The following is a 25,532-nucleotide window of genomic DNA, read 5'->3' as shown; positions in this document are numbered from 1 at the left end:
GGGCAGGCGCTGCACAAACCATATAAGGCGGCGCAGCAGCGCCTGCAACCAGTGTCCGCGTTGGCGGCTATAAAGCAAAGTGCCAAAAATGGTAGAAAATGACAGGATTCAAAGCAAATAGTCAGGTTGTATTGTGCAAATCGATAATATTGACCAAGCCTTGATCAGCCTGCTGCGCCAGAACGCCCGCGAGAGTGTGGCCACCTTGGCCGGCAAGCTGGGCGTGTCGCGCGGCACCGTCACCAACCGCATGGACCGGCTGGAGCGCGATGGCCTGATTGTGGGTTACAGCGTGCGCCTGCGCCCCGATGTGCAGCCGGATGTGCTGCGGGCCTGGATGAGCATTGAGATAACGGGCAATGACACGCGGCGCGTGATGGCGTCCTTGCTGGGCGAGCCCGGTGTGGCGGCGCTGCACAGTACCAATGGCCGCTGGGATTTGCTGGCCGAGCTGCAGGTGGCCAGTCTGGAGGCGCTGTCCCAGGTGCTGGAGCGCATTCGGCTGATCAAGGGCATCAGCAACAGCGAGACCAGCATCCACCTGGAGAGTTTTCGGGTGTCTTGAGCGGTCCGTTCAGGCCTTGTCGTTCAGCAAAAATGCCAGCGCCTGCTGCAATTGCTCGCCCGCATGCGCGGTCAGCACCGCATCATGGGCCAGCACTACGCGCTGCACCGGCCAGGCCGCAAGCTGGGCAGCGGATGCACGGGCAGCGGCCCGGTCCCGGATCGCAAAGCGCAGCGCGCGCGGCATCGCCAGGCGGCTGCGTGTGCCGTTCAAGCTATTGAACAGGCGCGCTGACAGCGACAAATCCTGCGGGTAGTACTGCAGCAGATCCGTGACGACCAGGCTGGCGCTGGGCTGGTGCAGCCAGACGCATTCATTAAGGATGGGGATGCCGGCAAAGAACTGCATCGCCAGCACGGGCTGCCACTCGGCAGGCAGCGCTTGGTCCAGGCTGCGCAGCTGGGGCAAGTCCGGGCGTTTGGAGGCCAGGCCTGGCGCGCCCCACAGTTCCGCCTGCGGGTAATGCGGCTGCCAAGCGCCGGCAAACAGGTGGTGCATGCGGTTGGGCGCGACGATCCAGCGCACGGCGCCCAGCGCATCCAGTGCCGCACGCAGCGCGGGTGCAGGCGCTATGGGTGAATGCAGCCACAGCGCGCCGCCCGGTAGGCGCACCACCGTCATGCGGCTGCGCACCGGCAGGCCGTGTACGCTGATTTGCTGGGTGGCGCTCCAGAGGTTGTCGGCGATCAGTTCAAGCATGGTGGGCCTTGTTGCGATGTGGGGGAATGCCTTGGGTTTTCATTGTGAATCCTGGCGCTCAGGTGCAGAAAAGCTGGCAATGGTCAACAATGGCAGCCATCTTTTGAGGAATCGTACATGCACTATGACGTGGTGATTGTGGGCGGCGGTGCAGGCGGGCTGGAGTTGGCTGCACAGCTGGGGCGCAAACTGGGCGCGCGCGAAGGGCGCGAGCGGGTCTTGCTGGTGGACAAAATGCCTTTCCACATCTGGAAGCCCACCTTGCACGAAGTAGCGGCTGGCACGCTGGATGCGCACCAGGAAGGCCTGTCCTACACCGTGCTGGCGCGCCGCAACCATTTCAGTTTTGCGATGGGCGAGTGCATGGGGCTGGACGCAGCGAAGCAAAGCATTGTGCTGGCGCCCGTCATCAACGATACGGGCAAACAGGTCGTGCCCGAGCGCACCATCAGCTACCAGCATTTGGTGCTGGCCATGGGCAGCGGCTCCAATTCGTTTGGCACCCCAGGTATTGAGCATGCCTATTTGCTGGAGAGCGTGCGCGATGCACAGCGCTTCCATGCCGATTGGCTGGGCGCTTGCGCCCATGCTTCGTATGCAGAGCCGCGTTCGTTGGGCGTCGCCATTGTGGGTGCCGGTGCCACCGGCGTGGAGCTGTCGGCCGAGCTGATCGAGGCGCACCAGATGCTGCTGGAGAGTCTGTCGGACAGCCAGCGCTTCCGGCTGGATATCAGCCTGATCGAAGGCGGTGAGCGCATTCTGGGCGGGCTGCCACCGCGCATCTCGGAGCAAGCCCGGGTGGCGCTGGAGCGCAAGGGCGTGCGGGTGATGACCGGCACGCGGGTGCAGTCCTTAGCGCAGGGCCAGGTGATCACGTCCAACGGCGAGGTGCCCGCCGATCTGATCGTCTGGGCCGCCGGCATCAAAGCCGCAGACAGCAATGCGCGCCTGGGGCTGGAGGTGAACCGCATCAACCAGTTTGTGGTGGACGACCATCTGCGCACCAGTGCCGGCCGCATCTATGCGATGGGCGATTGCGCGGCCGCGACCTGGACGGAAGGCAAGACCGTGCCGGCGCGCGCCCAAGCAGCGCACCAGCAAGGCACCTATCTGTGCAAGCTGCTGTTTGCGGCGCTCAAGGAGCGCTCGTTCAACGAGGTGTTTGTCTACCAGGACTTAGGTTCGCTGGTCTCGCTGGGCGACAACAAGGGCGTGGGCAACCTGATGGGGGGCCTCTCAGGCAAGAACTTCTTTGTGCAAGGCTTGATTGCCAAGTGGATGTACATGTCCTTGCACCTGATGCACCACCGCGCGATTTTGGGTACCGGCAAGACGGCGGTGCTTGCGCTGGCGCGTTTGCTGCAGCAACGTGTATCGGGCCGCATGAAGCTGCATTGATGCAGAACTGCCTGGCAGGGCCAGGCAATTTCTGTGGGAGCGTTCAGATATCGTCCGGGCCCAGCACGATATCGAGTGAGCTTCCACCGGCCAGCAGCTTTTGCACCAGCTCGGCGGATGAGTCGGCGCCGTATTTGCGCATCAGCCGGGTGCGGTAGATCTCTACCGTGCGGTGGCTGATGCCCAGGCAGCGGCCAATCTCCTTGCTGGTCATGCCTTCAAGCAAATGCGCTGCCACCTCGCGCTCGCGGGCTGTCAGCTCGGCACGCACCGGGCGCAGGGCGCTCAGGTCTTCAAAGCTCCAGACGCCGCCTTCATGCGGGTCTTCGCGGTTGAAGGCGCGCCCCATCACATGGCACCAGAACATCTCGCCATTGGCGCGCTTCATGATGCGGTTGTCGGAGTACAGACCGTGGGCGCCCATGATGGGCGCAATGCGCCGGCCCAGGCGCTCGAACTCATCGGCGCTGGGGTAGAGGATCTGGAAGGATTGGCCCATCATCAGCTCGCGCGAGGTGCGGAACATCTCGCAGACCTGCTCGTTGCAGTCGATCATGACCCGCCGGTGGGACACCACCAAGCCCACAGGCGCCATTTCGAAGGCTTGTCGGTAGTCGAGTGGTGTCACTGCCATGGCAAAAATTGTCCCCTTTACGAAATACTACGTATCCTAATACGTAGTATGCTTGATTGGCGAAACAAGCCCTTCTTATCAGGAGACAAGTGTGAATAAGATCTACCCCAGTGCTGCAGACGCGCTCAAAGGCGTGGTGGCAGACCAGCAGTTAATGGCCGTGGGCGGCTTTGGCCTTTGTGGGATCCCCGAGGCCTTGATCGAGGCGCTGCGCGACAGCGGCGTCAAGGACCTCACGGTGGCATCGAACAATGCCGGCGTCGATGGTTTTGGCCTGGGCAAGCTGCTGGAGACGCGCCAGATCAAGAAGATGATCGCGTCCTACGTTGGCGAGAACAAGGAGTTCGAGCGCCAGTACCTGGCCGGCGAGCTGGAGCTGGAATTTACCCCCCAAGGCACCCTGGCTGAGAAGATGCGCGCTGGCGGCGCTGGCATCCCCGCCTTCTTCACCAAGACTGGTGTGGGCACGCAAGTGGCCGAAGGCAAGGAGCTGCGCGAGTTTGACGGCGAGACCTATGTGATGGAGCGCTCCATCGTCGCTGATGTGTCGCTGGTCAAGGCCTGGCGCGCTGACAAAAGCGGCAACCTGCAGTTCCGCCTGACGGCCCGCAACTTCAACCCAGCGGCAGCGACCTGCGGCAAGGTTTGCATCGTTGAGGTGGAAGAGATTGTCGAAGTGGGTGACTTGAAACCCGATGAGATCCACCTGCCGGGTATTTATGTACACCGCCTGGTGCTCAACGCCACGCCCGAGAAGCGCATCGAAAAGCGCACCATCACCGAGAAGCAGTAAGGAGCCAGTCATGCCTTGGACCCAAGACCAAATGGCCGCACGTGCGGCGCAAGAGCTGGAAGACGGCTTTTATGTGAACCTCGGTATCGGCATTCCTACCCTGGTGGCCAACCACACCGGTGACAAGGAAGTGTGGCTGCAATCGGAAAACGGCATGCTGGGCATTGGCCCCTTTCCGACCGAAGAAGCGATTGATGCCGACCTGATCAATGCCGGCAAGCAGACGGTGACCACGATTGCCGGCTCGTCCATCTTCAGCTCGGACCAGTCCTTTGCGATGATCCGTGGCGGCAAAATCAACCTGTCCATCCTGGGCGCTATGCAGGTGTCTGAAAAGGGTGACCTGGCCAATTGGATGATTCCAGGCAAGATGGTCAAGGGCATGGGCGGCGCGATGGACCTGGTGGCCGGCGTCAAGCGCGTGATCGTGCTGATGGAGCATGTGGCACGCAAGAAAGACGGCACGACCGATCTGAAGATCCTCAAGGACTGCAGCCTGCCCTTGACCGGCGTGGCCGTGGTAGACCGCATCATCACCGACCTGGGCGTGTTCGATGTAACGCCTGAAGGCCTGAAGGTGGTGGAGCTGGCACCGGAAGTGAGTTTTGACGAGGCGCAGTCCAAAACCGGCGCGACCTTGATCCAGTAACACTGGCAGAACGACTGGGGCCAGGGCCCCCGCAAGCAGCCCGCCAATGCATCGTTGGCGGGCTTTTTTGTGTGCGGCACAAAGCTGTCGCTTTCCCCATTGCCGGGCGCGAGTGCCGGCGACATACTGGCGATTGAACTCTTTCAGAATGCACCCGATGAATGCTCCTTTTGCGCCTGCCGACCTGTCTCACCCCTTGTTCACCCGGCCCGATGTGCAGCGCATGCGCGAGGACATGGCGCTGGCTTTGCGCGCGGCGGCGCACTTTGGTCTGGGGGAGGGCGTGTGCAACCACTTCAGCATGGCGCTGCCCGATGGACAGCATTTTTTGCTGAACCCGCGCGGCCTCATGTGGAGCGAGGTGCAGGCCGATGATGTGGTGATGGTTGACGCCCGGGGCGCCGTGGTAGCGGGTGGCCATGTGGTGGAGCCAACGGCGATGTTCATCCATGCTGCGGTACACCGCATTGCCCGCAAAACCTGCGTGCTGCACACCCATATGCCTTACGCCAGCGCCTTGACCTTGACGACCCAACGCGCGCTCGACACCACCTTGAGCCAGAATGCGATGCGCTTCCATGGCCGCCTGGCCATCGACGCCCAGTACAACGGTTTTGCGCTGGATGACAGCGAGGGCGAACGCATTGCCAACGCCATGCAGGGCGCGGACATCAGCTTTCTGGGCAACCACGGCATCATTGTTTGCGGCGAGCGCATGGACTATGCGTTTGACGACCTCTACTACCTGGAGCGCGCCTGCCAGGCCCAGGTGCTTGCGCAGTCGACCGGTGTGCCCCTGGCGCCCTGCGATCCGGCCTTGGCGGCGACCGTAGCGGAGCAAGCCAACGGCGAGCGTCTGCAATCGACCTTGTTCTTTGAGGCACTGCGCCGCAAGCTGCCTTAGGCCTGGCACTGGCCTCGGCCTGATCCGTGCTCTAACACCAACCTCATCAGCCATCGCTTGCAAATGAATGGCGAGCCACCGCGGTCATTCAGTCAAAAATCCAATATAAAGGAATTTATTTCTGTTACATTGGATTTATGACGGTTGACGAGCTTTTATCTGCCCGGGTGCGCAGCTTGCGCAAACACAGGGCTTACACGCTAGAGGGTTTGGCCCAGCGCAGTGGGGTAAGCCGTTCCATGATTTCGCTGATCGAGCGGGGGCAAACCAGTGCCACGGCCGCCGTGCTGGGCAAGCTGGCGCAGGCCTTGCAGGTGCCGCTGGCAGCATTGTTTGCCGATGAGCGCCAGGCGCAGGCACCTCAGCCCTTGGCCCGCGCGGATGCACAGCTGTGCTGGCGCGACCCTGCAACCGGCTATGAGCGCCGGCAGCTGAGCCCGGTAGGCTTTCCGGCCCCGTTTGAGATGGTGGAGGTGGTGTTCCCGCCCGGCCAGCGTGTGGCGTTTGACAACGGCCTGCGCAGCCAGCCCTTGCACCAGCAGCTGTGGTTGCTGCAAGGCGAGCTGCATCTGAGCCTGGGCACGCAGAGTTGGCATTTGCAGGCGGGAGATTGCCTGGCAATGGTGCTCGACCAAACCCTTGTATTTAGCAACCCCGGCCGAGCGCCTGCCCGCTATCTGCTCGCCCTGGCCGCGCTGGACGGTAGCCCGGAGCCGTTGCCTGTGGTTTTTTCTGGAGAGATGGATGACTCAGAGACTTTGGGTGCGCTGCACCCATGACCGGCATGCGCCGGCGATTTTGGCGATTCTGAACGACGCCATCGTCAACAGCACCGCGCTGTATGACTACCAGCCCCGCAATGCTGACAATATGCGCAGCTGGTTTGATGCCAAGCTGAGAGGCGGCTACCCCGTGATTGGCGTTGAGGACTCGGCGGGTGAGCTGCTGGGCTTTGCCAGCTATGGAGCTTTCCGCGCTTACCCGGCCTATAAGTACACGATGGAACATTCGGTCTATGTGCGCACAGACCAGCGCGGCAAAGGTCTGGGTTTGCAGCTGATGCAGGCCATCATCGAAGAGGCACGTTTGAATGATGTGCATGCGCTGGTGGGCGCGATTGATGCGGCCAACGCCGGCTCAATCGCCTTGCATGAGCGGCTGGGTTTCAAGTCGGTTGGCTTGATGCCCCAGGTGGGCTTTAAATTTGGGCGCTGGCTGGACCTGGCTTTGTACCAGTTGCTGCTGCCCACGCCGGCCAAGCCGGTGGATGGCTAACGGCCCCTGCATGCTGGCACCCCGCATGGGATAATTCGCTCTTTCGCGCAGCGCAGGTGCGGTAATGGAAACGCTTCCATACCAGCTTGCGATGGCTGTATCGAGGCTCGATCACACTGCGCAGTGGCCGCACAACCCGACGGTTGTGTCCGGCGCTTGCCCTGATCTTTAGACTGGCCCTTTGCTGCCAGCGACTGCCTTATGTCCCATCGCCAGCCCGTTCGCATCAGCGACATTGCCCAGTTCCACACCATTGTTGATGCCCGTTCTCCGGCCGAGTTTGCGCTCGACCGCATCCCCGGCGCCATCAACTGCCCCGTGCTCAGTGATGAGGAACGCGCCGAGATTGGCACCATCTACAAGCAAGTCAGCCCCTTTGAGGCCAAGCGCCTGGGCGCGGCTTATGTGAGCGCCAACCTGGCGCGCCACCTGCACGACACCTTCCATGACCGGCCCGCCAACTGGAAGCCGCTGGTGTACTGCTGGCGCGGTGGGCTGCGCAGCGGCTCCATGGTGACCTGGCTGCGCCTGGTGGGCTGGGATGCGCAGCAGCTGGCGGGTGGCTACAAAGGCTTTCGCGGCCATGTGATTGAGCAGATCGACAGTTTGGTGCCCCGCCTGCAGCTGCGGGTGCTTTGCGGCGCCACGGGCAGCGCCAAAACCCGGGTGCTACATGCCTTGGCGGCGCAGGGTGCGCAGGTGATGGACTTGGAAGGCTATGCCAGCCACAAGGGCTCGTTGCTCGGCCACCTGCCCGGCGTGGAGCAGCCCAGCCAGAAGCATTTCGAGACCTTGATGGCGACGCAAATGGCGCAGTTCGATCTGAGCCGGCCGGTCTATATCGAAGGTGAGAGCGCCAAGATCGGACGCATTGCCGTGCCCCTGGCCTTGGTGGACCGCATGCGCCAGGCACCCATCATCGAGATCGATGCCTCGGTACCCGCGCGGCTGGCCTATCTGCTGCGTGACTACGCCTACCTGGGCGCGGACGCCGGGCTGCTGGCCACCAAGCTGGGCTACCTCAAGGAGCTGCAGGGCAAGGAGGTCGTAGGACGCTGGCAGGGCTGGGCCGCGCAAGGTGCGCTGGAGCCGCTGTTTTCAGAGTTGATGGCTTTGCATTACGACCCGCACTACGAACGCAGCCAGGCGCGCAATTTTGCGCAGTGGGCGCTGCGCCAGACCCTGCTGGCCGACGATCTGTCAGATAGCAGCATCGACCAGTTGGCCGCGCAGATCCGGCAGCGCGATCTTTGAGCCTGCGCTCTACCAGAGCACCGGCAGGCCCAGGCGCTGACCCAGCGGAGAGAACAGCAGGCACAGGCCCACCAAGTTGACCACCACGGTCAGCCAGAACATGTGCAAAAACTCCCGCTTGCTGGATTTATGGCGCAGCCATTGCTGGGCCAGCACAGCGCCTGGCCAGCCTCCCACCAAACCGAGCATCAGCAGGTGCTTTTCTGGGGTACGCCAATGCCCTTGTTTGGCAGACGATTTGTCCCAGGCATACCAGGCAAAGGTGACCACCGAGGCCAGCACATACCAGCCCGCTGCCCGCCAGGTGGAACCAAAGAGCAGGCCCAGCACCAGCAGCAGCACGGCCAGTGCAGGAATAAGCAGCAAGCCTGCGCCGCTGGATGTGGGGGCGCTGGCCATCTGGCGTTGCTTGCGCTGCGTGGGTGGGCGCTGGCGTTGTGGCTGGGGCTTGCTTGCTAGCTCGTGGTTGTCCATGTTGTCCCCCAGTACCTTGGCACGGCTAGCACGCAGCTTGTCGCCTGCTGGCTTCTCCAGTACATAGCTCAGCCGTTGGCGAGCCTGCGGGCGTATGGCGCTGGTTTGGAAGGCAGAGATATGCACAAATACTTTGGGGCCACCGCCATCGGGACTGATAAAGCCAAAGCCACGGTCGTCATTCCAGGTGTGCAGGATGCCTTCAAACAGCATAGGCCTCCAGTTGCCGGGCCGCTTCGTCCCATTGGTACTCGTTAAAAACCGCCACGCCGGCTTGGCGCAACAAGCTGCTGGCGAGGCCTTCGCCCGGCACGGTGTGGCCGGAAAACTGCCCGTCATAGATCTGGCTGGAGCCGCAGCTTGGGCTGAACTCCTTCAGCACCGCCACCCGAATGCCATGGCGCTGCACCAGCTGCAGCGCGAGTTGGGCGCCCTGCACAAAGGCGGCGGTCACATCGTTGCCGGCGCTGTCGCGCACCTGGGCGGTATGGCGCAGCACCGCGATGGCGCTGCCGCCCACGATCTCGGCAGCTAGCCTGGGCGTGGGCAAGCCCGCCGCCATCTCCGGGCAGATACTGATGACCTGCTGCTTTGCCAGCCAGCCGTCCAGCACCGGGTGCTGCGCGCCTTTGTGGCTGCCGTCATAGCGAACGGGCTGGCCCAGCAGGCATCCGCTGACCAGCACCTTGGGGAGTGCGCGGTTTAGCATGCCAGCACCTCCACCTCTTGGGCCTCTTCAGTGGCTTCACAGCGCAGGCTTTGGTAGCGCAGCTCCAGCCGTTGGCCATCGGCAAACTGCAGATGCAGCGCCATGCTTTCTGCCTCGAAGTGGCTGGGAACTGGCAATGCGCTGTGCCGTTGGTCTCCCACGCTCAGCATGCCAGCCGCCAACAATCCAAAGCCTCCAACTGGGGGCGCTGTGGTTGCTGGAATTTGGTGCAGAATCAGGCGCAAGCCGTTGCTGAAGCTGCGGCTGGCTTGTCCTTGCACCATCTCGGTGATCAGTGCGGCTGAAAAATCGATGCTGCAGCCCTCAGGCGTGCTGCGGATATGGCTGATTTCGGAATCGGCAAATTCAAACTGGCGGGGCATGGCCAGATTGTCGCAGACCGTGGGGAGGGTAGACGCCTGCGCTGGGACGGTCATGCAGGCCCGGACTGCGCCACGCAGTCGCTCAGCCAAGGCATCGTGGATGCCGTCCATATCTGCCGCTGTGGTGGCAGCTGTGCCCGCTCCTCTACACAGCCCAGCCGAATCACGACGAAGTCCGGGTTCTGCACGCCGCAGCCATAAAGCGGTGTTCCGCAATCGGGGCAAAAGACCTGTTCGCGGCGCTGACCGCTTTGGGCCGTCTTGGTATAGGCGCGCACGACCCCTTGCAGCGAAAAGTCGGCGATGGCGGCTTTCACAATGGCCCGCATGGGCGCGCCCGACAGCACTTGGCAATCCGTGCAATGGCAAACGCTGACCTGGGCTGGATCAATCAGGGCGGTAAAGCGAACCGCTTGGCAGTGGCATGCGCCGTGGATGAGCATGGCAGGACCTTGGTGGCAGTGGAGGAGGGAAGCTGCTGCCTTTGTACTGCAAGAAGCCTGCCGATGCCAAGTGCAGCATGCCTCTCAGGTGGTGGTTAGCCTAAGAACCCTCTGCAAAACTCCCTGCCGTGGTCTGAACGCGGGCTCGGGCGATCCGCTGTGTTGTCTTTCTTGTCAATAGCGCGCTATTGACTGCAAAAGACGCCTTGCGCCTCATCCCGATCCGCGTCCATCCCGCTTGGCGAGGGTTTTGCAGAGGATCTCTAAGTGGTGGCATGACTCTTGCATAACTGTTAACAAGCCAAAGCGGGACTTTGCATACGGTGTCTGTAGGAATATCTTTACAGTCTCTAGCGCAGTAACTATGGTTGCATATAGAAACAACCAAGGGTTCTATGTGAAAGCTTGATGAATTGCTGAAAATCAATAAAAACAATTGGTTATGGAGTATCTTGGTTCTAGTTCGTGCATAATTTCGCAGAATTCCTCAGGGAAAACCCCATTGGTTGGGGGAATAACTGATTTGGATTTTGTTACATATTTATGAATTGTCTTCAAAATAAACCGTGCTAAAGTCGCCCGCTATGTCACCGAAATGGATTTGCACCCTCATCGTCGCCGCGTCTGTCAGCGCACATGCCGCCCCCGAGAGCGAACACAAGCCATCCGATCTGGATTTGCTGCTGGGCATTGGCCAAAGCAGTTTGTCCAAGCTCGATTCGGTGCATCACCAGGTCAAGGACCAGGCGAATGTGCTGATCAGCAATGCACTGAGCCTGATCGGCGTGCCTTATCGCCGTGGCGGTAACAGCGCAGAGACGGGGTTTGATTGCAGCGGTTTAGTGCGTGCTGTGTATGCGGAGAGCTGGGGCAAGATCTTGCCGCGCCGCGCAGAAGAGCAGGCCGCAGCGACTGACAAGATTGAAAAAGCGGAGCTCAAGCCCGGTGATCTGGTATTCTTCAACACCATGCGCCGGGCTTTCAGCCATGTGGGGATCTATATGGGGGATGGCAAGTTCATCCACTCACCCCGCACCGGAAAGACGGTTCGTGTCGAGAACATGGATATCGCCTACTGGGAAAAGCGTTTTGATGGCGCCCGCCGCGTGGAACTGAGCGATGAAGCGCGTGCCAAGCTGATGGAGCAAGTCAACCTGGATGGTGCGGAGGCACAGGACCTGATTGGCCGCGTGATGTCCAAGACTACGATGCGCCTGAACTGAGCGCCTTGCTCTACGGCGCAGGCGTTGCTAGCGAACAAGCTTCCTTTGGGAAGCTTTTTTGTTGGCTGGATGGTGCTCATCGCTGCGTGGGAAGGGCGCGGCGGGGCGGCAGTTGCCAGCACACGCTCTGTAGAAATAAAAAAGGCTGCCTCAGTGGCAGCCCAGCTTGGCACGCCCCCGATGGGAGCCCGCCATGCGGTCTTATTTGATCAGCTGCAAGATATCGCGGAAGTCTTCGTGCTCGCAGCTGCGCAGCCATTCAAAGACCACCATCTCGGTGGTGACCAGCTCGGCGCCGGCGCCGGCCAGGCGGTCAAAGGCGGCATCGCGGTTGCGCTCGGTGCGGCTGCTGCAGGCGTCGGTCACCACGCAGACATCGAACTCGTCTTCCAGCAGTTCCAGTGCGGTTTGCAGCAGGCAGACATGGGCTTCGCAGCCGGCAATGATGATGCTGTTGCGCTCTGGCGCGGCTTGCTGCGGCTTTTGCAGGTGCTTGGGGAGGCTGCGGGCATTGCCGCCTTGGGGTTTGGCAGGTGGGCGCAGCCACTCGTTCAGTCCCTCAGGCACGGCGCTGAAAAACATCTTGGCCAGGGTCTTGTCGCACAACCCGCGCAGCTCTGCAGCATTGGGCCCCAGCTTGCTGGGGTTCTGCTCGGTACCGAACACGGGTACCTGCAGTTGTAAGGCTACCTTTGCCAGGAGTGTGGCGTTCTTCAACACCTGCGCACCATCAAAAATGGCGGGCATCAGTTTTTCCTGGTAGTCGACCAGCACAAGCTGGGATTCTTCAATATCTAAAAGCATGGCGCATTTTAACCGTGGCGACGTCCAGCCGCTGCAGCGGCATGGCTCGGGTGTTAAAGGAAAAGGCGAAATTCATCGGATGGTGGCAGGTAATGCGACCGAATCCTTGCGTCCGTTTCAGTGTCGGTCCTGGTCCAATGCAGGCGCATAGGCAGCTGGAAGCGTGATACCGGCTTCATGCGCGACGCGAACGCAGTCGCGCAGATGCTGCTCACCCAGGTAGCGCAGCGTGGCATAGCCCAGCGCAGCAGACACCGCTTGCCCGGCAAGAGGCACATATTTGCTGGCTTGTTGCACCGTCAGCCGCATGCCCAAGGCCTTGGCGCCACGCATGATCACGTCCTTGGTGATCAGCTTGCCGATCAGCACGCCGCCCAGCATATTGACGGTGTTCTGCACCTTGGCGCGCTTGGCGGGGGCCAGGCGGGCAATTTGTTCGTCGCTGAGGCCAAAGTGGTTGCTGATCTGCGGAATCAGCCGCGAGAGCAGGGCGGCATCCACCGCCATATCCAAGCCGGGTACCGGGGTGGCGCTGGCAAGCGCTGCCATCAGCGCCTTGCGGTGCAGCAGCTTGAGGGATTGCTCAACCGCCTCCAACAGTGCTGGATTGCCGGTTTGGGCAGCCAGTTCCATGGCAGACAGGGGGCGGGGCTTGCGTCCAATTTTCATGGGTAGGGGTCAGTGGGTAAACAGCATAGAAAAAGCCTGCGTCAGCGGGCCACCCCGGCTGGCGCAGGCTGCTGGGCGCTTAGCGCTTGCGGATCAGGCCGTAAAGCACCAGCAAGATGATGGCGCCCACAATGGAGGCAATCCATCCTGCGGCCTCGCCCTGCTGGTACCAGCCCATGGCAACGCCAGCGTAGCCAGCCAGCAGCGAGCCGGCAATACCCAGCAGGATGGTCATGATCCAGCCCATCTTGTCGTCACCGGGCTTGATGGCGCGTGCAATCAGGCCAACGATCAGGCCTACAAAAATGGTTCCAATGATCGACATCTGTTTTTTCTCCGTTGAGCTGTGAAGGCCGGCGCCTCGGGTTGAGGATGGCCTGGCTGATACGCCGTAAAGCGTACCAAGGCACTTTAAGGGCGTTTGTAGGAGAAGGCTTGTAATGCAGTGGCTTTACGCCATAAACAACGGTGAACTGGCTCTGTCATGCCCATGAAAAAAGCAGCCTGCGCCGCGATGGGCAAAGGCTGCTTTCTACAGGCCTGGGTTCAGGCCTGGGGTGCTGGGGCGTTTAAGCGACGACCTTGGCGATCGATGCGCAGACGTGCTCGATGTTTTTGCTGTTGAGCGCGGCCACGCACATGCGGCCGGTGTCCGTGCCGTACACGCCAAACTCGGAGCGCAGGCGCACCATTTGGTCCTTGCTGAGGCCGGAGTACGAGAACATGCCGATCTGGGTGGTGATGAAGCTCATATCTTGCTTCACGCCAGCGGCCTTGAGGCCATCCACCAGCTTTTGGCGCATTTCCTTGATGCGCACACGCATTTCGCCCAGTTCCTTTTCCCACAGCGCGCGCAGCTCGGGGTTGTTCAGCACGGCGGCCACCACAGCGCCACCATGGGTAGGTGGGTTGGAGTAGTTGGTGCGGATGACGACCTTGAGCTGGCTCAGCACACGGCTGGCTTCTTCCTTGTCGCTGGCGACCACGGACAGCGCGCCCACGCGCTCACCGTAGAGCGAGAAGCTCTTGGAGAACGAGGTCGAGACAAAAATGTTCAGGCCGGCGGCGATGAACTTGCCAATCACGGCACCGTCTTCAGCGATGCCGTGGCCAAAGCCTTGGTAGGCCATGTCCAGGAAGGCGACCAGGTTCTTGGCCTTGACGACTTCAACGACCTTGTCCCACTGGGCAGCGGTGATGTCGTAGCCGGTAGGGTTGTGGCAGCAGGCATGCAGCACGGCCACGGTGCCAGCGGCGGCAGCGTTCAGGTCGGCAATCATGCCGTCAAAATCGATGGCGCGGTTGGCCGCGTCGTAGTAGCGGTAGTTGCCCACTTCAAAGCCGGCGTTTTGGAAGATGGCGCGGTGGTTTTCCCAGCTCGGGTCCGAGATCAGCACCTTGGCTTGTGGGTTCAGGCGCTTCAAGAAATCTGCACCGATCTTCAGGCCGCCGGTGCCGCCCACGGCTTGCACGGTGGCCACGCGGCCGGAGGTGACGACTTCCGAGTCAGCACCAAACACCAGCGCCTTGACGGCATTGTCATAGGCAACGATACCGTCGATAGGCAGGTAGCCACGCGGGGTGGGCTTGTCCATCATGGCTTTCTCGGCGGCTTGCACGCACTGCAGCAGCGGCAGCTTGCCGTTGTCGTCGAAATACACACCCACGCCCAGGTTCACTTTGCTGGGGTTGGTGTCGGCGGCATACTGCTCATTGAGACCCAGGATAGGGTCGCGTGGGGCCATTTCGACGGAAGAGAAAAGAGACATGTGTAGTCCTTGGTAGGTAGAAATCTGGCTTTGCACCCCCAAATGCCAAACAAGAGGCCATCGCCTCCACCGCAATTTTGCAGTACGCTTTGGGGTTAACCCCGTATTCTAGCGACGCCCGCTCGCGCGTGGCATACCCGACCTATGCACGAAGTCACTCCAGAGGCACCCCGCGAGGGGGAATTCATCCAATATCCCGGCTCTCCATTCACATTGTTCCAGCCATACCCCCCGGCGGGCGACCAGCCGGCGGCCATTGACGGGCTGGTGGAAGGCATTGATGACGGTGAGGCCTTTCAGACCTTGCTGGGCGTTACGGGCTCGGGCAAAACCTTCACGATGGCCAATGTGATTGCGCGCACCGGGCGCCCCGCCATTGTGTTTGCGCCCAATAAAACCTTGGCCGCGCAGCTGTACAGCGAGTTCCGTGAGTTCTTTCCCAAGAACGCCGTCGAGTACTTTGTCAGCTATTACGACTACTACCAGCCCGAGGCCTATGTGCCCCAGCGCGATCTGTTCATTGAAAAGGACAGCGCCATCAACGAGCACATTGAGCAGATGCGCCTGTCAGCCACCAAGAGCGTGCTGGAGCGGCGCGACACCATCGTGGTCGCCACCGTCTCGGCCATCTATGGTATTGGCTCGCCCGAGTCCTATACCAAGATGCGCTTTATCCTGCGGGTGGGCGATGAGCTGAGCCAGCGCGATGCGATTGCGCAGCTGGTGCGCATGCAGTACAAGCGCAATGATGCGGATTTCTCGCGCGGCATCTTCCGCGTGCGGGGCGACACGATTGACGTTTTTCCGTCGGAGCACAGCGAAATGGCGGTGCGCATTGAGCTGTTCGATGACGAGGTCGAAAGCCTGCAGCTGTTTGACCCGCTGACCGGCCGCGTGCGCCAGAAGGTGCCGCGCTTCACCATCTACCCCAGCAGCCACTATGTGACGCCGCGCGACCAGGTGCTGCTGGCCATCGAGACCATCAAGGAAGAGTTGGCCCTGCGCCTCAAGCACCTGGTGGGCGAGGGCAAGCTGGTGGAAGCCCAGCGCCTGGAGCAGCGCACCCGGTTTGACCTGGAGATGCTCACCGAGGTGGGCCACTGCAAGGGCATTGAGAACTACAGCCGCCACCTCTCGGGCGCGGCGCCCGGCGATCCGCCGCCCACCATGACGGACTACATGCCCAAGGACGCACTGATGTTCCTGGACGAGAGCCATCAGATGATTGGCCAGCTCAACGCCATGTACAACGGCGACAAGGCACGCAAGACCACCTTGGTGGAATATGGCTTTCGCCTGCCCAGCGCGCTGGACAACCGGCCGCTGAAGTTTGTCGAGTTCGAGCAGCGCATGCGCCAGGTGGTGTTCGTATCGGCCACGCCGGCCGAGTACGAGAAGACCCATGCTGGTAAGGTGGTCGAGCAGGTGGTGCGGCCCACCGGCCTGGTTGACCCGGAGGTGGAAGTGCGCCCCGCCACCCACCAGGTGGATGATGTGCTGCAAGAGATCCATTTGCGCACCAAGGTGCATGAGCGGGTGTTGATCACCACCTTGACCAAGCGCATGGCCGAGCAGCTAACCGAGTACCTCACTGACAACGGCGTCAAGGTGCGCTACCTGCACTCGGATGTGGAGACGGTCGAGCGGGTCGAGATCATCCGGGATTTGCGCCTGGGCACCTTTGATGTGCTGGTCGGTATCAACCTGCTGCGCGAAGGCCTGGATATTCCCGAGGTGTCGCTGGTGGCGATTCTGGATGCGGACAAAGAGGGCTTTTTGCGCGCGGAGCGCAGCTTGATCCAGACCATTGGCCGTGCGGCGCGTAACGTCAACGGCAAGGCCATTCTGTATGCGGACCGCATCACCGATTCGATGCGCAAGGCTATGGACGAAACCAGCCGCCGCCGTGAAAAACAAATGGCCTTTAATGAGGCCAATGGCATCGTGCCGCGCACGATTGTCAAACAGGTGCGGGATTTGATCGACGGCGTCTACAGCACCAAGGCCAGCGACGACATGGACCGGGCAGAAAAGGTGGCCATGAGCCGCGCCCGGGTCGAGGACATGTCCGAGAAAGAGATTGCCAAGGAAATCAAACGCCTGGAAAAGCAGATGCTGGAGGCCGCGCGCAATCTGGAATTCGAGGCAGCAGCGCAGGCCCGCGACCAATTAACCATTTTGAAACAAAGGGCATTTGGCGGGGCCTCTCCAGAGGCAGGGAATACCCGCAGCCTCTAGTGCTGTCAGTTTCTGTAAGTAATCTTTGCTTACCCGAGCGAGTTCAGGGGGCTTTGTGCTATACTGACACAAATTACTCAACAACAAGAAAAAAGCCTATCGATGAATGGGACCTACCCTGCGTGCAGGGTGGAGCGACAGGCTACGACGATGTCATTGCGGGTGGCTTGCTTGCATTGGGCGTCTATGGTTATCAAGCCTGACCTCTAAGGAACGATTATGCGTCTCACCACCAAAGGCCGATTTGCAGTGACTGCAATGATTGATCTGGCTTTGCGCCAGAACAATGGCCCGGTAACTTTGGCTGCCATCAGCCAGCGTCAGCAGATCTCGCTGTCGTATCTGGAGCAGCTGTTCGGAAAGCTGCGCCGCCATGAACTGGTGGAGTCCACCCGTGGCCCTGGTGGCGGCTACACCTTGGCCCGCAAAGCCGCTGAGATCACAGTTGCTGACATCATTGTGTCGGTAGATGAACCTATTGACGCCACGCAGTGCGGCGGCAAGGAAAACTGCATGGGCGAAGCCGGCCGCTGCATGACCCACGAACTCTGGGCATCGCTGAACCAGCGCATGGTCGAGTTTCTCGATTCCGTCACTTTGCAAAAGCTGGTCGACGACCAACTGGCCAAGGGCATCCAGATCGAAGACAAGCCGATTGTGCGCCGTGCGATCTCGACGACGCCGGTTGTCAAGCCCATCCGTGTGACCGCACCGAACTCGGTGTTTGCACTGGGCAATGTGTTTGCCAAATCCTGATTGTTGATGCGGCGCTGGTCGCCGCATCTCCGGCACCTTGCTGGTGCCGGCGGGCTTTGCTGCGCCTCGAACAGGGTTGCAGTCAAGCGATGACGTGATTGCTTTTGTGTTTTTTGCGGGTGCCTTGGGCACACGCCAGTAGAGCCAGATATGGACACCACCCCACATTTCCCCATTTACCTCGATTACGGCGCCACCACGCCGGTGGACCCCCGTGTGGTCGCAGCGATGATCCCTTGGTTGTCCGAGAACTACGGCAATCCGGCTTCTCGCAGCCATGCCTGGGGTTGGACGGCTGAGGAGGCGGTTGAGAAAGCACGCGTGCAAGTCGCCGAGCTGATCAATGCCGACCCGCGTGAAATCGTCTGGACCAGTGGTGCTACCGAGTCGGACAACCTGGCGCTCAAAGGCGCTGCCCAGTTCTACAAGGGCAAGGGCAAGCACCTGATCACCGTCAAGACCGAACACAAGGCCGTGCTGGACACCATGCGTGCGCTGGAGCGTGAAGGTTTTGAAGTCACGTATCTGGACGTCAAGGAAGACGGCTTGCTGGATCTGGACGTGTTCAAGGCGGCCATCCGCCCCGACACCATCGTCGTCAGCGTCATGTTCGTGAACAACGAAACCGGCGTGATCCAGGACATCGAAACCATTGGGAACATCTGCCGCGAAAAGGGCATTATTTTCCACGTGGACGCTGCACAGGCCACCGGCAAGGTCGAGATCGACATCACCGCGCTGAAGGTTGACCTGATGAGCCTGGCCTCGCACAAGAGCTATGGCCCCAAGGGCATTGGCGCCTTGTACGTGCGTCGCAAGCCACGCGTGCGCATTGAAGCGCAGATGCACGGCGGTGGCCATGAGCGCGGCATGCGCTCGGGCACTCTGGCTACCCACCAGATCGTCGGCATGGGCGAGGCTTTCCGCATCGCCAAGGAAGACATGGCCAAGGACTACGCCCACGCCAAGGCACTGCAGCAGCGCATGCTGGACGGCCTGATGGACATCGAGCAAGTCTTTGTGAATGGCGACCTGACCCACCGCGTGCCGCACAACCTGAACATCAGTTTCAACTTCGTCGAAGGCGAATCGTTGATCATGGGCATCAAGGGTCTGGCCGTTTCCTCGGGTTCGGCCTGCACCTCCGCCAGCCTGGAGCCCAGCTATGTGCTGCGCGCGCTGGGCCGCAGCGATGAGCTGGCACACAGCAGCTTGCGCATGACCTTTGGCCGCTTCACGACCAATGAAGACATCGACTACGCCGTGGCATCGATCCGTGAAAACGTGACCAAGCTGCGCGAGTTAAGCCCCCTGTGGGAAATGTACAAAGACGGTGTGGATCTGAGCACCATCCAGTGGGCTGCCCACTAATCCCGGCGCAGCCGCTACAGTAAAGAGGTACCAAGATGGCATATTCCGACAAAGTGATTGATCATTACGAGAACCCCCGCAACGTGGGCTCTTTTGACAAGGGTGACGAATCGGTAGGCACTGGCATGGTCGGTGCGCCGGCTTGCGGCGACGTGATGAAGCTGCAGATCAAGGTCAACGCAGAAACCGGCGTGATCGAAGACGCACGCTTCAAGACCTATGGCTGCGGCTCGGCGATTGCCTCGTCGTCGCTGGTGACTGAATGGGTCAAGGGCAAGACCTTGGACGAAGCAGCGGCACTGAAGAACGCCACCATCGCTGAAGAGCTGGCACTGCCACCCGTCAAGATCCACTGCTCCATCCTGGCCGAGGACGCCATCAAGGCAGCGGTCAACGACTACAAGGCCAAGCACAGCGCCAAGGCGGAGGCTTAAGGCGCCATGGCTGTCAAGCTTTCTGAGTCGGCTGCGCGCCACATCACCCGCTACTTGTCCCGCCGCGGCCATGGCGTAGGTGTGCGGCTGGGCGTGAAGACCACGGGCTGCTCGGGCTTGGCCTACAAGCTGGAGTATGTGGACGAGGCAGCGCCTGAAGACGTGGTGTTTGAAGACCATGGCGTCAAGGTGCTGGTGGATCCGAAAAGCATGGCCTACATCGACGGCACCGAGCTGGACTTTGTGCGCGAAGGCCTCAACGAAGGCTTCAAGTTCCACAACCCCAATGAGCGTGATCGTTGTGGTTGTGGCGAGAGCTTCCGAATCTGACATTTCAGGTTCAGGCGCCCGGTCTGCCGCATCCGGCGGACCCGGCCTTGTTTGTCGGCATCACTGTGCCAAAACTGCAAACCGCCTGTGCTTTTGCCAGGCGGTTTTTTCATGATGAATCTGCAATCCAACGACTTTGAACTCTTTGGCGTGCCTGCCCAGTTTGCCCAAGACCCTCAGCAACTGGCCGAGCACTGGAAAGCCTTGCAAAAGCAGGCCCACCCGGACCGCTTTGCGTCGCAAGGCGCTGCAGCCCAGCGCGTGGCGATGCAGTGGTCGGTGCGCATCAACGAAGCCTATCAGCGCCTGAAGGACCCGCTCAAACGCGCCGCCTACCTGTGCGAGATGCACGATGCGCCCATCCGCGCCGAAGACAACACCGCCATGCCCACGGCTTTTTTGATGGAGCAGATGGAATGGCGCGAAGCGCTGGAGGAGGCGCAGTCAGAAGCCGATATCGACGCGCTGGCTGACCAGGTGCTGGGTGCTCGCCGCGCGATGCTGGAGCGCTGCCAGCAGCTGCTGGATGTTGAGCGCGACTATGCGCAGGCGGCGCAGCAGGTGAGAGCCCTCATGTTTGTTGCGCGATTTAGTGGTGACATCGACCGTCGCCGCGAGCAACTGGGACAATAGGCTTTTGACCCAAGCAGGGACGCCCGCAGGGCGCCACAGCATGCTTGGGCGACACCCCCATTGAGACCGCTGGATGGAAACCTGCGCATTTTGCGCGGGCTGCCAGCCATAGAAAACAAGATAGACCGTATCCATGGCATTGCTCCAAATTTCAGAACCCGGCCAATCCCCCGATCCGCACCAGCGCCGCATTGCGGTGGGTATTGATCTGGGTACCACCCATTCCTTGGTGGCGGCCGTGCGCAATGGCGTGGCCGAATGCCTGCCGGATGACGCAGGCCGGGTGCTGTTGCCATCGGTGGTGCATTACCACGCCAATGGCAAGCGCGATATTGGTGAGGCTGCGCTGGCCCATCCCGGCGTCGATGCCGCCAATACCATTGCCTCTGCCAAGCGCTTGATGGGCCGCGCGCTCAGCGACATCCAGGCGCCCGAGCAGCTGGCTTATGCGCTGGTGCAGCCCGAAGGCAGTGGCATGGTGGCCATCAACACGGTGGCTGGCCTCAAGACACCGGTAGAGATCAGCGCCGAGATTCTGGCCACCTTGCGCTACCGCGCCGAAGACACGTTCGACAACGACCTGTACGGCGCGGTGATCACCGTGCCAGCGTACTTTGACGATGCGCAGCGCCAGGCCACCAAGGATGCAGCACAGTTGGCCGGCATCAAGCTGCTGCGCCTGATCAACGAGCCCACTGCCGCTGCGATTGCCTATGGCCTGGACAATGCCTCGGAGGGCATTTACGCGGTCTACGACCTGGGCGGCGGCACCTTCGATATCTCCGTGCTGCGCTTGGCAAGGGGTGTGTTTGAGGTGATTGCCACCGGCGGCGATTCCGCCCTGGGTGGTGATGACTACGATGCCGCGCTGGGCCAGTGGGTGTTGGACAAGACGGGTGGCTCGGTGCAGACCGCGCAAGACAAGGCCCTGTTGCGCTTGGCCGCCAAGGCTGCGAAAGAGGCGTTGACCAATGCCGAGACTGTGACTTTCTCTGCCCAGCTGTCCGGCCAGGCGATTGCGTTCGATCTGAGTCGTGCTGATTTTGATGCCGCCACGCAGGCCTTGACCGCCCGTACCCTGTCCGCCGTGCGCCGCGCCTTGGCCGATGCCCAGCTGACCAAGGACGAGGTGCAAGGCGTGGTGATGGTGGGCGGCTCGACCCGCATGCCCCAGGTGCAGACGGCAGTTGGCGAATTTTTTGGCAAGCCGCCGCTGACCAACCTGAACCCCGATGAAGTCGTGGCCCTGGGTGCCTCCATCCAGGCCAACCAGCTGGCCGGCAATGACGCCAGTGGTGATCTGCTGCTGCTCGATGTGATCCCGCTGTCGCTGGGTATCGAGACCATGGGCGGCCTGGTCGAGCGCATTGTCAGCCGCAATGAAACGATTCCCACCGCGCGTGGCCAGGATTTCACCACCTACAAAGATGGCCAGACGGCCTTGGCGATCCATGTGGTGCAAGGCGAGCGGGATCTGGTTTCCGATTGCCGCAGCCTGGCGCGTTTTGAGCTGCGCGGCATTCCGCCGATGGCGGCCGGCGCAGCGCGTATCCGCGTGTCCTTCACCGTGGACGCCGATGGCCTGCTCAGCGTCGGCGCGCAAGAGCAGGTGAGTGGCGTGGAGGCCCGTATCGACGTCAAGCCCTCATATGGCCTGTCGGACGACCAGATCGCCCATATGCTGCGCGACAGCTTCAGTACCGCCCAGGCCGATATGCAGGCCCGCGCGCTGGTGGAGGCCCGCGTGGATGGTGACCGCCTGCTGATCGCCACCCAAAGCGCGCTGGACGCCGATGGCGACCTGCTGGCACCCGCTGAGCGCAGCCAGGTGGATGCCTTGATGGACCAGCTGCGCCAGGCCTTGGCCAGCAGCGACAGCGCAGCCGATATCGAGGCGCGCACCGATGCCCTGGCCAAGGGCACCGAGGGCTTTGCAGCCGAGCGCATGAACCGCGGCATCCGCCAGGCCCTGGCCGGCAAGAACGTGCAATCCATTTAACCGACAACAGAAGAAAAACGTCGCTCCCATGCCCATCATCAAAATCCTGCCCCATGCCGAGTACTGTCCCAACGGCGCCGAGATCACCGCGCCTACTGGCACCTCGATCTGCGAAGCGCTGCTGGACAACGGCATCAACATCGAGCACGCCTGTGACATGAGCCGTGCTTGCACCACCTGCCACGTGATCGTGCGCCAGGGCTTTGATTCCATGGCCCCTTCCGAAGAAGAAGAGGACGATCTGCTGGACCGCGCCTGGGGCCTGGAGCCGCAGTCGCGCCTGTCCTGCCAGGCGATCGTCGAGCGCGACGATGTGACGGTAGAGATCCCCAAGTACTCGATCAACCACGCCAAGGAAAACCACTGACCGCAGGGCTGCGCTTTGCGCGCAGTGCCGGCTGGGCTTTTAGAATCGGTGTTTTGAGTCGAGGAAGTTGTAGATGTCGCGCCAAATTGTTCTGGATACGGAAACCACAGGTCTGTCGGCGGTCGATGGCGACCGGGTGATCGAGCTGGGTTGTGTAGAGCTGCTCAACCGCAAGCTGACCGGCCGCAATTTGCACCTCTACTTCAACGCGGACCGAGACAGCCATGAAGATGCGCTGCGTGTCCACGGCATTACGACCGAGTTTCTGGCCGACAAGCCCCGTTTTCATGAGAAGGCCGAAGAGATCCGGGCCTACCTGGAAGGCGCGGAGCTGATCATCCACAACGCGCCCTTCGACATGGGCTTTTTGAACAAAGAGTTCGAGCGGGTGGGCATGCCGTCATTGACCAGCATGGTCAGCGGCGTGATTGACAGCTTGTTGATGGCCAGGGATATCTTCCCCGGCAAGCGCAACTCGCTCGATGCGCTGTGTGACCGCCTGGAGGTCGACAACTCCGGCCGCGATCTGCACGGCGCCTTGCTGGATGCCGAGTTGCTGGCCGATGTCTACATCAACATGACACGCGGCCAGGAGCAGTTGCTGTCCTCGGATGCCCATTCTTCCGGTTCCAAGTCTGCGTCTGCTGCTCTGGTCAAGAAGATCGATTTTTCGCAGTTTGATCTGCCGGTGATCCTGGCTTCGGATGCCGAGCTGGCGGCACACGACGACGTGCTGACGCAAATGGACAAATCGAGTGGCGGCAAAACTATTTGGAGAAAATTAGCCTGAACTTAGCGACTCGCAATAATTTGCTGTCATAATAGAGGGCTTGACGACGAGTCATTTAGGGTGATTAGCTCAGCGGTAGAGCACTGCCTTCACACGGCAGGGGTCACATGTTCGATCCATGTATCACCCACCAATTTTTCGTCGTTGCAGTGTGCTTTCGGGCATGCTTGGGGTGATTAGCTCAGCGGTAGAGCACTGCCTTCACACGGCAGGGGTCACATGTTCGATCCATGTATCACCCACCACAATTTAGTTTTGGCGTGCTTTCGGGCAGGCCTGGGGTGATTAGCTCAGCGGTAGAGCACTGCCTTCACACGGCAGGGGTCACATGTTCGATCCATGTATCACCCACCAAACAAGCAACCTCTTGAATAGTCTGTTCAAGAGGTTTTTTGTTGTCTGGAATGTAGGGAGCCTGTCGGCATGCGCCGTGTGCATCCCGACGCTTGATGCGGCGCGGCGAGTAATGCTTGCTGGCCGGCACGCCCAAGGCGAGTGGGCGGTCGGGCGCCCCCTGGACAGTGTCTTAGCGTGGTGCGGCGGTCGCAGGCGGCGTTGCCGCAGCAGGGGTCGCCACCGGGGCCGTGGGGTTGGCCGGGATCGCCAGCGCAGGCGCATCACTGGCCAGCATGCTGCGGTCCAGCACCGCGATATCGTTCAAGGTCAGGGTGCCGGCTGCCTGCTTGAGCTTGAGCTGGCCCAGCAAGCTGTTGTAGCGTGCCAGCGCCAGGTCGCGCTTGGTCTGGTAGAGCTGGCTTTGGGCATTGAGCACATCGATATTGATGCGCACACCCACTTGGTAGCCCGTCAGATTGGCATCGAGCGCGAGCTGGCTGGATGCCTCGGCCGCCTCTAGCGCCTTGACCTGGCTGGCACTGGACTGCAGACCAAAAAACGCGCTGCGCACGTTTTGCGCGACCGTCCGGCGGGCATTGTCCAGATCGGCCTCGGCCTTGGTCTCCAGCGCCAGGGTTTCCTTGACCCGGTTCTGCACCGAAAAGCCGGCAAACAGCGGCACATTCAGCACCACACCCACGGTGGCCTGGTTGGCGTTGTAGCCGTTGGTGGGCATGGTGATACTGCCCTTGGGGTAGAGCTGGCGGCCCACGGTGGCCTGCAGGTCGACGGTGGGCAGGTGGCCGGTTTCGGCCTTCTTGGTGTCCAGTCGGGCATTGTCGGTGGCCAGCTGGGCGATGCGGATCTGGGGTTGTTCGCTCTGGGCCTGGTCCACCCACATCAATACATTGTCAGGCGTGGTGGCGGGCAGCAGCACTGGTTGCTTCAGCGGCCAGGGCTTGTTGCCAGGGCTGCCCACGGTATTGTCCAGCGCCAGGCGCTTGACGGTGAGGTCATTGTCGGCCGCAATCTCTTGCGCGCGCACCAGGTCAAAGCGGGCCTCGGCCTCGCGCGAATCGGTGATGGTGGCGGTGCCCACATCAAAGTTGCGCCTGGCCGCTGCGAGCTGCTCTTGCACCGCCGCTTTTTGGGCGCTGACAAAGACGGTGCTGTCCTGTGCGGCCAGCACATCAAAATAGGCCTGTGCTACGCGCACCAGCAAATCCTGGCTGGCAGCATCGAGCTGCAGCCGGGCGATATCGCCGCCCAGTCGGCCTTGTTCCAACGCGATGCGGTTGGCCGGGCGGTAGAGCGGCTGGCTGGCCGTGATGCCGATCTGGTGGTTGGGGCCGTTCAGCCGCAGCTCCGGGTTGCTGATGGCCGTGTGGCTGTACTGCGACTGGGCCTGCAGCCCCACCTGCGGCAGCAAGCCGGCGCGTGCCTGCTCGCCCCGGGAGATGGCGGCATCCAGGTTGGCGCGGGCCGACTGCCACTGCGCGTCATAGCCACTGGCTTGCTCCACCATTTGCATAAGGCTCTGGGCCTGGGCCGGCAGCGCCGCCACCCCCAGCAGCGCCACTGCGGCAGCGGCGCAGGATGTTCTCAAACGAGGCAGGGCAGGGGCGTGGCGCAT

At 61.3% G+C, this 25,532-nt stretch carries 29 protein-coding genes and 3 tRNA genes; 21 read left to right on the top strand and 11 right to left on the bottom strand.

The window, feature by feature from the left end; all coding sequences use genetic code 11:
* The first annotated feature begins 139 nt into the window (after positions 1 to 139).
* Positions 140 to 565, top strand: coding sequence for an Lrp/AsnC family transcriptional regulator (locus HS961_RS14985; protein WP_133856181.1), 426 nt, complete (start codon positions 140 to 142; stop codon positions 563 to 565).
* 9 nt (positions 566 to 574) lie between these two features.
* Here HS961_RS14985 and HS961_RS14980 read toward each other — a convergent pair whose 3' ends face one another.
* Positions 575 to 1,264: a DUF4336 domain-containing protein gene (locus HS961_RS14980; RefSeq protein WP_182323300.1), complete on the bottom strand. Its 690-nt coding sequence runs from the start codon at positions 1,262 to 1,264 to the stop codon at positions 575 to 577.
* Positions 1,265 to 1,381: 117 nt separating this feature from the next.
* Here HS961_RS14980 and HS961_RS14975 point away from each other — a divergent pair, with 117 nt between their 5' ends.
* Positions 1,382 to 2,662, top strand: coding sequence for an NAD(P)/FAD-dependent oxidoreductase (locus HS961_RS14975; RefSeq protein ID WP_182323298.1), 1,281 nt, complete (start codon positions 1,382 to 1,384; stop codon positions 2,660 to 2,662).
* Positions 2,663 to 2,705: 43 nt separating this feature from the next.
* On the opposite strand, the gene HS961_RS14970 is transcribed toward HS961_RS14975, so the two are convergent.
* Positions 2,706 to 3,296 carry a PAS and helix-turn-helix domain-containing protein gene (locus HS961_RS14970; RefSeq protein WP_182323296.1) on the bottom strand — a complete coding sequence of 197 codons (591 nt, stop codon included), beginning with the start codon at positions 3,294 to 3,296 and terminating at the stop codon, positions 2,706 to 2,708.
* A 91-nt stretch (positions 3,297 to 3,387) separates the two neighbouring features.
* Between HS961_RS14970 and HS961_RS14965 the strand changes: the two genes are divergently transcribed.
* From HS961_RS14965 to mnmH, 6 genes are all read left to right on the top strand, one after another.
* Positions 3,388 to 4,089, top strand: coding sequence for a CoA transferase subunit A (locus tag HS961_RS14965; RefSeq protein WP_182323294.1), 702 nt, complete (start codon positions 3,388 to 3,390; stop codon positions 4,087 to 4,089).
* Between the two features lie 10 nt (positions 4,090 to 4,099).
* The gene (locus HS961_RS14960; RefSeq protein WP_182323292.1) at positions 4,100 to 4,738 is read left to right on the top strand and encodes a 3-oxoacid CoA-transferase subunit B; all 639 of its coding nucleotides are present in this window, start codon (positions 4,100 to 4,102) and stop codon (positions 4,736 to 4,738) included.
* A gap of 157 nt (positions 4,739 to 4,895) precedes the next feature.
* Positions 4,896 to 5,642 carry an aldolase gene (locus HS961_RS14955; protein ID WP_182323290.1) on the top strand — a complete coding sequence of 249 codons (747 nt, stop codon included), beginning with the start codon at positions 4,896 to 4,898 and terminating at the stop codon, positions 5,640 to 5,642.
* Between the two features lie 137 nt (positions 5,643 to 5,779).
* Entirely contained in the window at positions 5,780 to 6,421 is a 642-nt protein-coding gene (locus HS961_RS14950) for a helix-turn-helix domain-containing protein (RefSeq protein ID WP_182323288.1), read from the top strand.
* Positions 6,387 to 6,917 (top strand): GNAT family N-acetyltransferase, encoded by a 531-nt coding sequence (locus HS961_RS14945; RefSeq protein ID WP_182323286.1) that lies wholly within the window; start codon positions 6,387 to 6,389, stop codon positions 6,915 to 6,917. Before HS961_RS14950 ends, HS961_RS14945 begins: the two co-directional genes overlap by 35 nt.
* A 201-nt stretch (positions 6,918 to 7,118) precedes the next feature.
* Positions 7,119 to 8,171 carry a tRNA 2-selenouridine(34) synthase MnmH gene (mnmH, locus tag HS961_RS14940; protein ID WP_182323284.1) on the top strand — a complete coding sequence of 351 codons (1,053 nt, stop codon included), beginning with the start codon at positions 7,119 to 7,121 and terminating at the stop codon, positions 8,169 to 8,171.
* 9 nt (positions 8,172 to 8,180) lie between these two features.
* On the opposite strand, the gene HS961_RS14935 is transcribed toward mnmH, so the two are convergent.
* The 4 genes from HS961_RS14935 to HS961_RS14920 are packed head-to-tail and all read right to left on the bottom strand — an operon-like array spanning position 8,181 to position 10,180.
* The gene (locus tag HS961_RS14935) at positions 8,181 to 8,858 is read right to left on the bottom strand and encodes a cold shock and DUF1294 domain-containing protein (protein ID WP_182323282.1); all 678 of its coding nucleotides are present in this window, start codon (positions 8,856 to 8,858) and stop codon (positions 8,181 to 8,183) included.
* Positions 8,848 to 9,354, bottom strand: a complete 507-nt coding sequence (locus HS961_RS14930) for a DUF523 domain-containing protein (protein ID WP_182323280.1) — start codon at positions 9,352 to 9,354, stop codon at positions 8,848 to 8,850. The genes HS961_RS14935 and HS961_RS14930 overlap by 11 nt, the downstream gene beginning before the upstream one ends.
* Positions 9,348 to 9,737 (bottom strand): hypothetical protein, encoded by a 390-nt coding sequence (locus tag HS961_RS14925; protein WP_182323278.1) that lies wholly within the window; start codon positions 9,735 to 9,737, stop codon positions 9,348 to 9,350. The genes HS961_RS14930 and HS961_RS14925 overlap by 7 nt, the downstream gene beginning before the upstream one ends.
* Before the next feature lie 50 nt (positions 9,738 to 9,787).
* On the bottom strand, positions 9,788 to 10,180 hold the full coding sequence (locus HS961_RS14920) for a GFA family protein (protein ID WP_182323276.1): 393 nt from the start codon (positions 10,178 to 10,180) through the stop codon (positions 9,788 to 9,790).
* A gap of 584 nt (positions 10,181 to 10,764) precedes the next feature.
* Here HS961_RS14920 and HS961_RS14915 point away from each other — a divergent pair.
* A complete protein-coding gene (locus HS961_RS14915; RefSeq protein ID WP_182323274.1) occupies positions 10,765 to 11,403 on the top strand; it encodes a C40 family peptidase in 639 nt (212 codons plus the stop codon).
* 201 nt (positions 11,404 to 11,604) lie between these two features.
* On the opposite strand, the gene HS961_RS14910 is transcribed toward HS961_RS14915, so the two are convergent.
* From HS961_RS14910 to HS961_RS14895, 4 genes are all read right to left on the bottom strand, one after another.
* Positions 11,605 to 12,207, bottom strand: coding sequence for an isochorismatase family protein (locus HS961_RS14910; protein WP_182323271.1), 603 nt, complete (start codon positions 12,205 to 12,207; stop codon positions 11,605 to 11,607).
* A gap of 117 nt (positions 12,208 to 12,324) precedes the next feature.
* Positions 12,325 to 12,876: a hypothetical protein gene (locus tag HS961_RS14905; RefSeq protein WP_182323269.1), complete on the bottom strand. Its 552-nt coding sequence runs from the start codon at positions 12,874 to 12,876 to the stop codon at positions 12,325 to 12,327.
* Between the two features lie 79 nt (positions 12,877 to 12,955).
* Entirely contained in the window at positions 12,956 to 13,201 is a 246-nt protein-coding gene (locus HS961_RS14900; protein WP_182323267.1) for a GlsB/YeaQ/YmgE family stress response membrane protein, read from the bottom strand.
* A gap of 244 nt (positions 13,202 to 13,445) precedes the next feature.
* Positions 13,446 to 14,645, bottom strand: coding sequence for an amino acid aminotransferase (locus tag HS961_RS14895; protein WP_182323265.1), 1,200 nt, complete (start codon positions 14,643 to 14,645; stop codon positions 13,446 to 13,448).
* A gap of 144 nt (positions 14,646 to 14,789) precedes the next feature.
* Between HS961_RS14895 and uvrB the strand changes: the two genes are divergently transcribed.
* From uvrB to HS961_RS14835, 12 genes are all read left to right on the top strand, one after another.
* Positions 14,790 to 16,883: an excinuclease ABC subunit UvrB gene (uvrB, locus tag HS961_RS14890; RefSeq protein ID WP_182323263.1), complete on the top strand. Its 2,094-nt coding sequence runs from the start codon at positions 14,790 to 14,792 to the stop codon at positions 16,881 to 16,883.
* A gap of 219 nt (positions 16,884 to 17,102) precedes the next feature.
* Positions 17,103 to 17,639, top strand: a complete 537-nt coding sequence (iscR, locus tag HS961_RS14885; protein WP_021025851.1) for a Fe-S cluster assembly transcriptional regulator IscR — start codon at positions 17,103 to 17,105, stop codon at positions 17,637 to 17,639.
* Positions 17,640 to 17,789: 150 nt separating this feature from the next.
* Complete coding sequence (locus tag HS961_RS14880; RefSeq protein WP_182323261.1) at positions 17,790 to 19,010, top strand: IscS subfamily cysteine desulfurase; 1,221 nt, start codon at positions 17,790 to 17,792, stop codon at positions 19,008 to 19,010.
* Positions 19,011 to 19,045: 35 nt separating this feature from the next.
* Positions 19,046 to 19,444, top strand: coding sequence for a Fe-S cluster assembly scaffold IscU (gene iscU, locus HS961_RS14875; RefSeq protein WP_182323258.1), 399 nt, complete (start codon positions 19,046 to 19,048; stop codon positions 19,442 to 19,444).
* A gap of 6 nt (positions 19,445 to 19,450) precedes the next feature.
* The gene (iscA, locus tag HS961_RS14870) at positions 19,451 to 19,774 is read left to right on the top strand and encodes an iron-sulfur cluster assembly protein IscA (RefSeq protein WP_182323256.1); all 324 of its coding nucleotides are present in this window, start codon (positions 19,451 to 19,453) and stop codon (positions 19,772 to 19,774) included.
* A 114-nt stretch (positions 19,775 to 19,888) separates the two neighbouring features.
* The gene (hscB, locus tag HS961_RS14865; protein WP_182328278.1) at positions 19,889 to 20,407 is read left to right on the top strand and encodes a Fe-S protein assembly co-chaperone HscB; all 519 of its coding nucleotides are present in this window, start codon (positions 19,889 to 19,891) and stop codon (positions 20,405 to 20,407) included.
* 133 nt (positions 20,408 to 20,540) lie between these two features.
* A complete protein-coding gene (gene hscA / locus HS961_RS14860) occupies positions 20,541 to 22,406 on the top strand; it encodes a Fe-S protein assembly chaperone HscA (protein WP_182323254.1) in 1,866 nt (621 codons plus the stop codon).
* Positions 22,407 to 22,434: 28 nt separating this feature from the next.
* Positions 22,435 to 22,773: an ISC system 2Fe-2S type ferredoxin gene (gene fdx, locus HS961_RS14855; RefSeq protein WP_182323252.1), complete on the top strand. Its 339-nt coding sequence runs from the start codon at positions 22,435 to 22,437 to the stop codon at positions 22,771 to 22,773.
* 73 nt (positions 22,774 to 22,846) lie between these two features.
* The gene (gene dnaQ / locus HS961_RS14850) at positions 22,847 to 23,563 is read left to right on the top strand and encodes a DNA polymerase III subunit epsilon (protein ID WP_182323250.1); all 717 of its coding nucleotides are present in this window, start codon (positions 22,847 to 22,849) and stop codon (positions 23,561 to 23,563) included.
* A 58-nt stretch (positions 23,564 to 23,621) separates the two neighbouring features.
* A tRNA-Val gene (locus HS961_RS14845) sits at positions 23,622 to 23,696 on the top strand.
* A gap of 37 nt (positions 23,697 to 23,733) precedes the next feature.
* Positions 23,734 to 23,808: transfer RNA gene (locus HS961_RS14840), tRNA-Val, on the top strand.
* Between the two features lie 34 nt (positions 23,809 to 23,842).
* Positions 23,843 to 23,917, top strand: a tRNA-Val gene (locus HS961_RS14835).
* Positions 23,918 to 24,089: 172 nt separating this feature from the next.
* Here the strand turns inward: HS961_RS14835 and HS961_RS14830 are convergent.
* Complete coding sequence (locus HS961_RS14830; RefSeq protein WP_182323248.1) at positions 24,090 to 25,532, bottom strand: TolC family outer membrane protein; 1,443 nt, start codon at positions 25,530 to 25,532, stop codon at positions 24,090 to 24,092.

Origin of the sequence: Comamonas piscis (genome assembly GCF_014109725.1) — a bacterium.
GTDB classification, from domain to species: Bacteria; Pseudomonadota; Gammaproteobacteria; order Burkholderiales; family Burkholderiaceae_C; genus Comamonas; species Comamonas piscis.
Note: the sequence above shows the minus strand (reverse complement) of the source record. Positions and strands in the feature narration are given on the sequence as shown.

Bases quoted from the DNA above. Each gene is read 5' to 3' on its own strand.
- dnaQ (WP_182323250.1), top strand. From the start codon at position 22,847: ATGTCGCGCCAAATTGTTCTGGATACGGAAACCACAGGTCTGTCGGCG.
- iscR (WP_021025851.1), top strand. From the start codon at position 17,103: ATGCGTCTCACCACCAAAGGCCGATTTGCAGTGACTGCAATGATTGAT.
- HS961_RS14975 (WP_182323298.1), top strand. From the start codon at position 1,382: ATGCACTATGACGTGGTGATTGTGGGCGGCGGTGCAGGCGGGCTGGAG.
- hscB (WP_182328278.1), top strand. From the start codon at position 19,889: ATGAATCTGCAATCCAACGACTTTGAACTCTTTGGCGTGCCTGCCCAG.
- HS961_RS14930 (WP_182323280.1), bottom strand. From the start codon at position 9,354: ATGCTAAACCGCGCACTCCCCAAGGTGCTGGTCAGCGGATGCCTGCTG.
- HS961_RS14945 (WP_182323286.1), top strand. From the start codon at position 6,387: ATGACTCAGAGACTTTGGGTGCGCTGCACCCATGACCGGCATGCGCCG.
- HS961_RS14960 (WP_182323292.1), top strand. From the start codon at position 4,100: ATGCCTTGGACCCAAGACCAAATGGCCGCACGTGCGGCGCAAGAGCTG.
- HS961_RS14980 (WP_182323300.1), bottom strand. From the start codon at position 1,264: ATGCTTGAACTGATCGCCGACAACCTCTGGAGCGCCACCCAGCAAATC.
- mnmH (WP_182323284.1), top strand. From the start codon at position 7,119: ATGTCCCATCGCCAGCCCGTTCGCATCAGCGACATTGCCCAGTTCCAC.
- HS961_RS14955 (WP_182323290.1), top strand. From the start codon at position 4,896: ATGAATGCTCCTTTTGCGCCTGCCGACCTGTCTCACCCCTTGTTCACC.
- HS961_RS14880 (WP_182323261.1), top strand. From the start codon at position 17,790: ATGGACACCACCCCACATTTCCCCATTTACCTCGATTACGGCGCCACC.
- HS961_RS14950 (WP_182323288.1), top strand. From the start codon at position 5,780: ATGACGGTTGACGAGCTTTTATCTGCCCGGGTGCGCAGCTTGCGCAAA.
- HS961_RS14970 (WP_182323296.1), bottom strand. From the start codon at position 3,296: ATGGCAGTGACACCACTCGACTACCGACAAGCCTTCGAAATGGCGCCT.
- HS961_RS14905 (WP_182323269.1), bottom strand. From the start codon at position 12,876: ATGAAAATTGGACGCAAGCCCCGCCCCCTGTCTGCCATGGAACTGGCT.
- iscU (WP_182323258.1), top strand. From the start codon at position 19,046: ATGGCATATTCCGACAAAGTGATTGATCATTACGAGAACCCCCGCAAC.
- uvrB (WP_182323263.1), top strand. From the start codon at position 14,790: ATGCACGAAGTCACTCCAGAGGCACCCCGCGAGGGGGAATTCATCCAA.
- hscA (WP_182323254.1), top strand. From the start codon at position 20,541: ATGGCATTGCTCCAAATTTCAGAACCCGGCCAATCCCCCGATCCGCAC.
- HS961_RS14925 (WP_182323278.1), bottom strand. From the start codon at position 9,737: ATGCCCCGCCAGTTTGAATTTGCCGATTCCGAAATCAGCCATATCCGC.
- fdx (WP_182323252.1), top strand. From the start codon at position 22,435: ATGCCCATCATCAAAATCCTGCCCCATGCCGAGTACTGTCCCAACGGC.
- HS961_RS14830 (WP_182323248.1), bottom strand. From the start codon at position 25,532: ATGCGCCACGCCCCTGCCCTGCCTCGTTTGAGAACATCCTGCGCCGCT.
- iscA (WP_182323256.1), top strand. From the start codon at position 19,451: ATGGCTGTCAAGCTTTCTGAGTCGGCTGCGCGCCACATCACCCGCTAC.
- HS961_RS14915 (WP_182323274.1), top strand. From the start codon at position 10,765: ATGTCACCGAAATGGATTTGCACCCTCATCGTCGCCGCGTCTGTCAGC.
- HS961_RS14900 (WP_182323267.1), bottom strand. From the start codon at position 13,201: ATGTCGATCATTGGAACCATTTTTGTAGGCCTGATCGTTGGCCTGATT.
- HS961_RS14895 (WP_182323265.1), bottom strand. From the start codon at position 14,645: ATGTCTCTTTTCTCTTCCGTCGAAATGGCCCCACGCGACCCTATCCTG.
- HS961_RS14910 (WP_182323271.1), bottom strand. From the start codon at position 12,207: ATGCTTTTAGATATTGAAGAATCCCAGCTTGTGCTGGTCGACTACCAG.
- HS961_RS14935 (WP_182323282.1), bottom strand. From the start codon at position 8,858: ATGCTGTTTGAAGGCATCCTGCACACCTGGAATGACGACCGTGGCTTT.
- HS961_RS14920 (WP_182323276.1), bottom strand. From the start codon at position 10,180: ATGCTCATCCACGGCGCATGCCACTGCCAAGCGGTTCGCTTTACCGCC.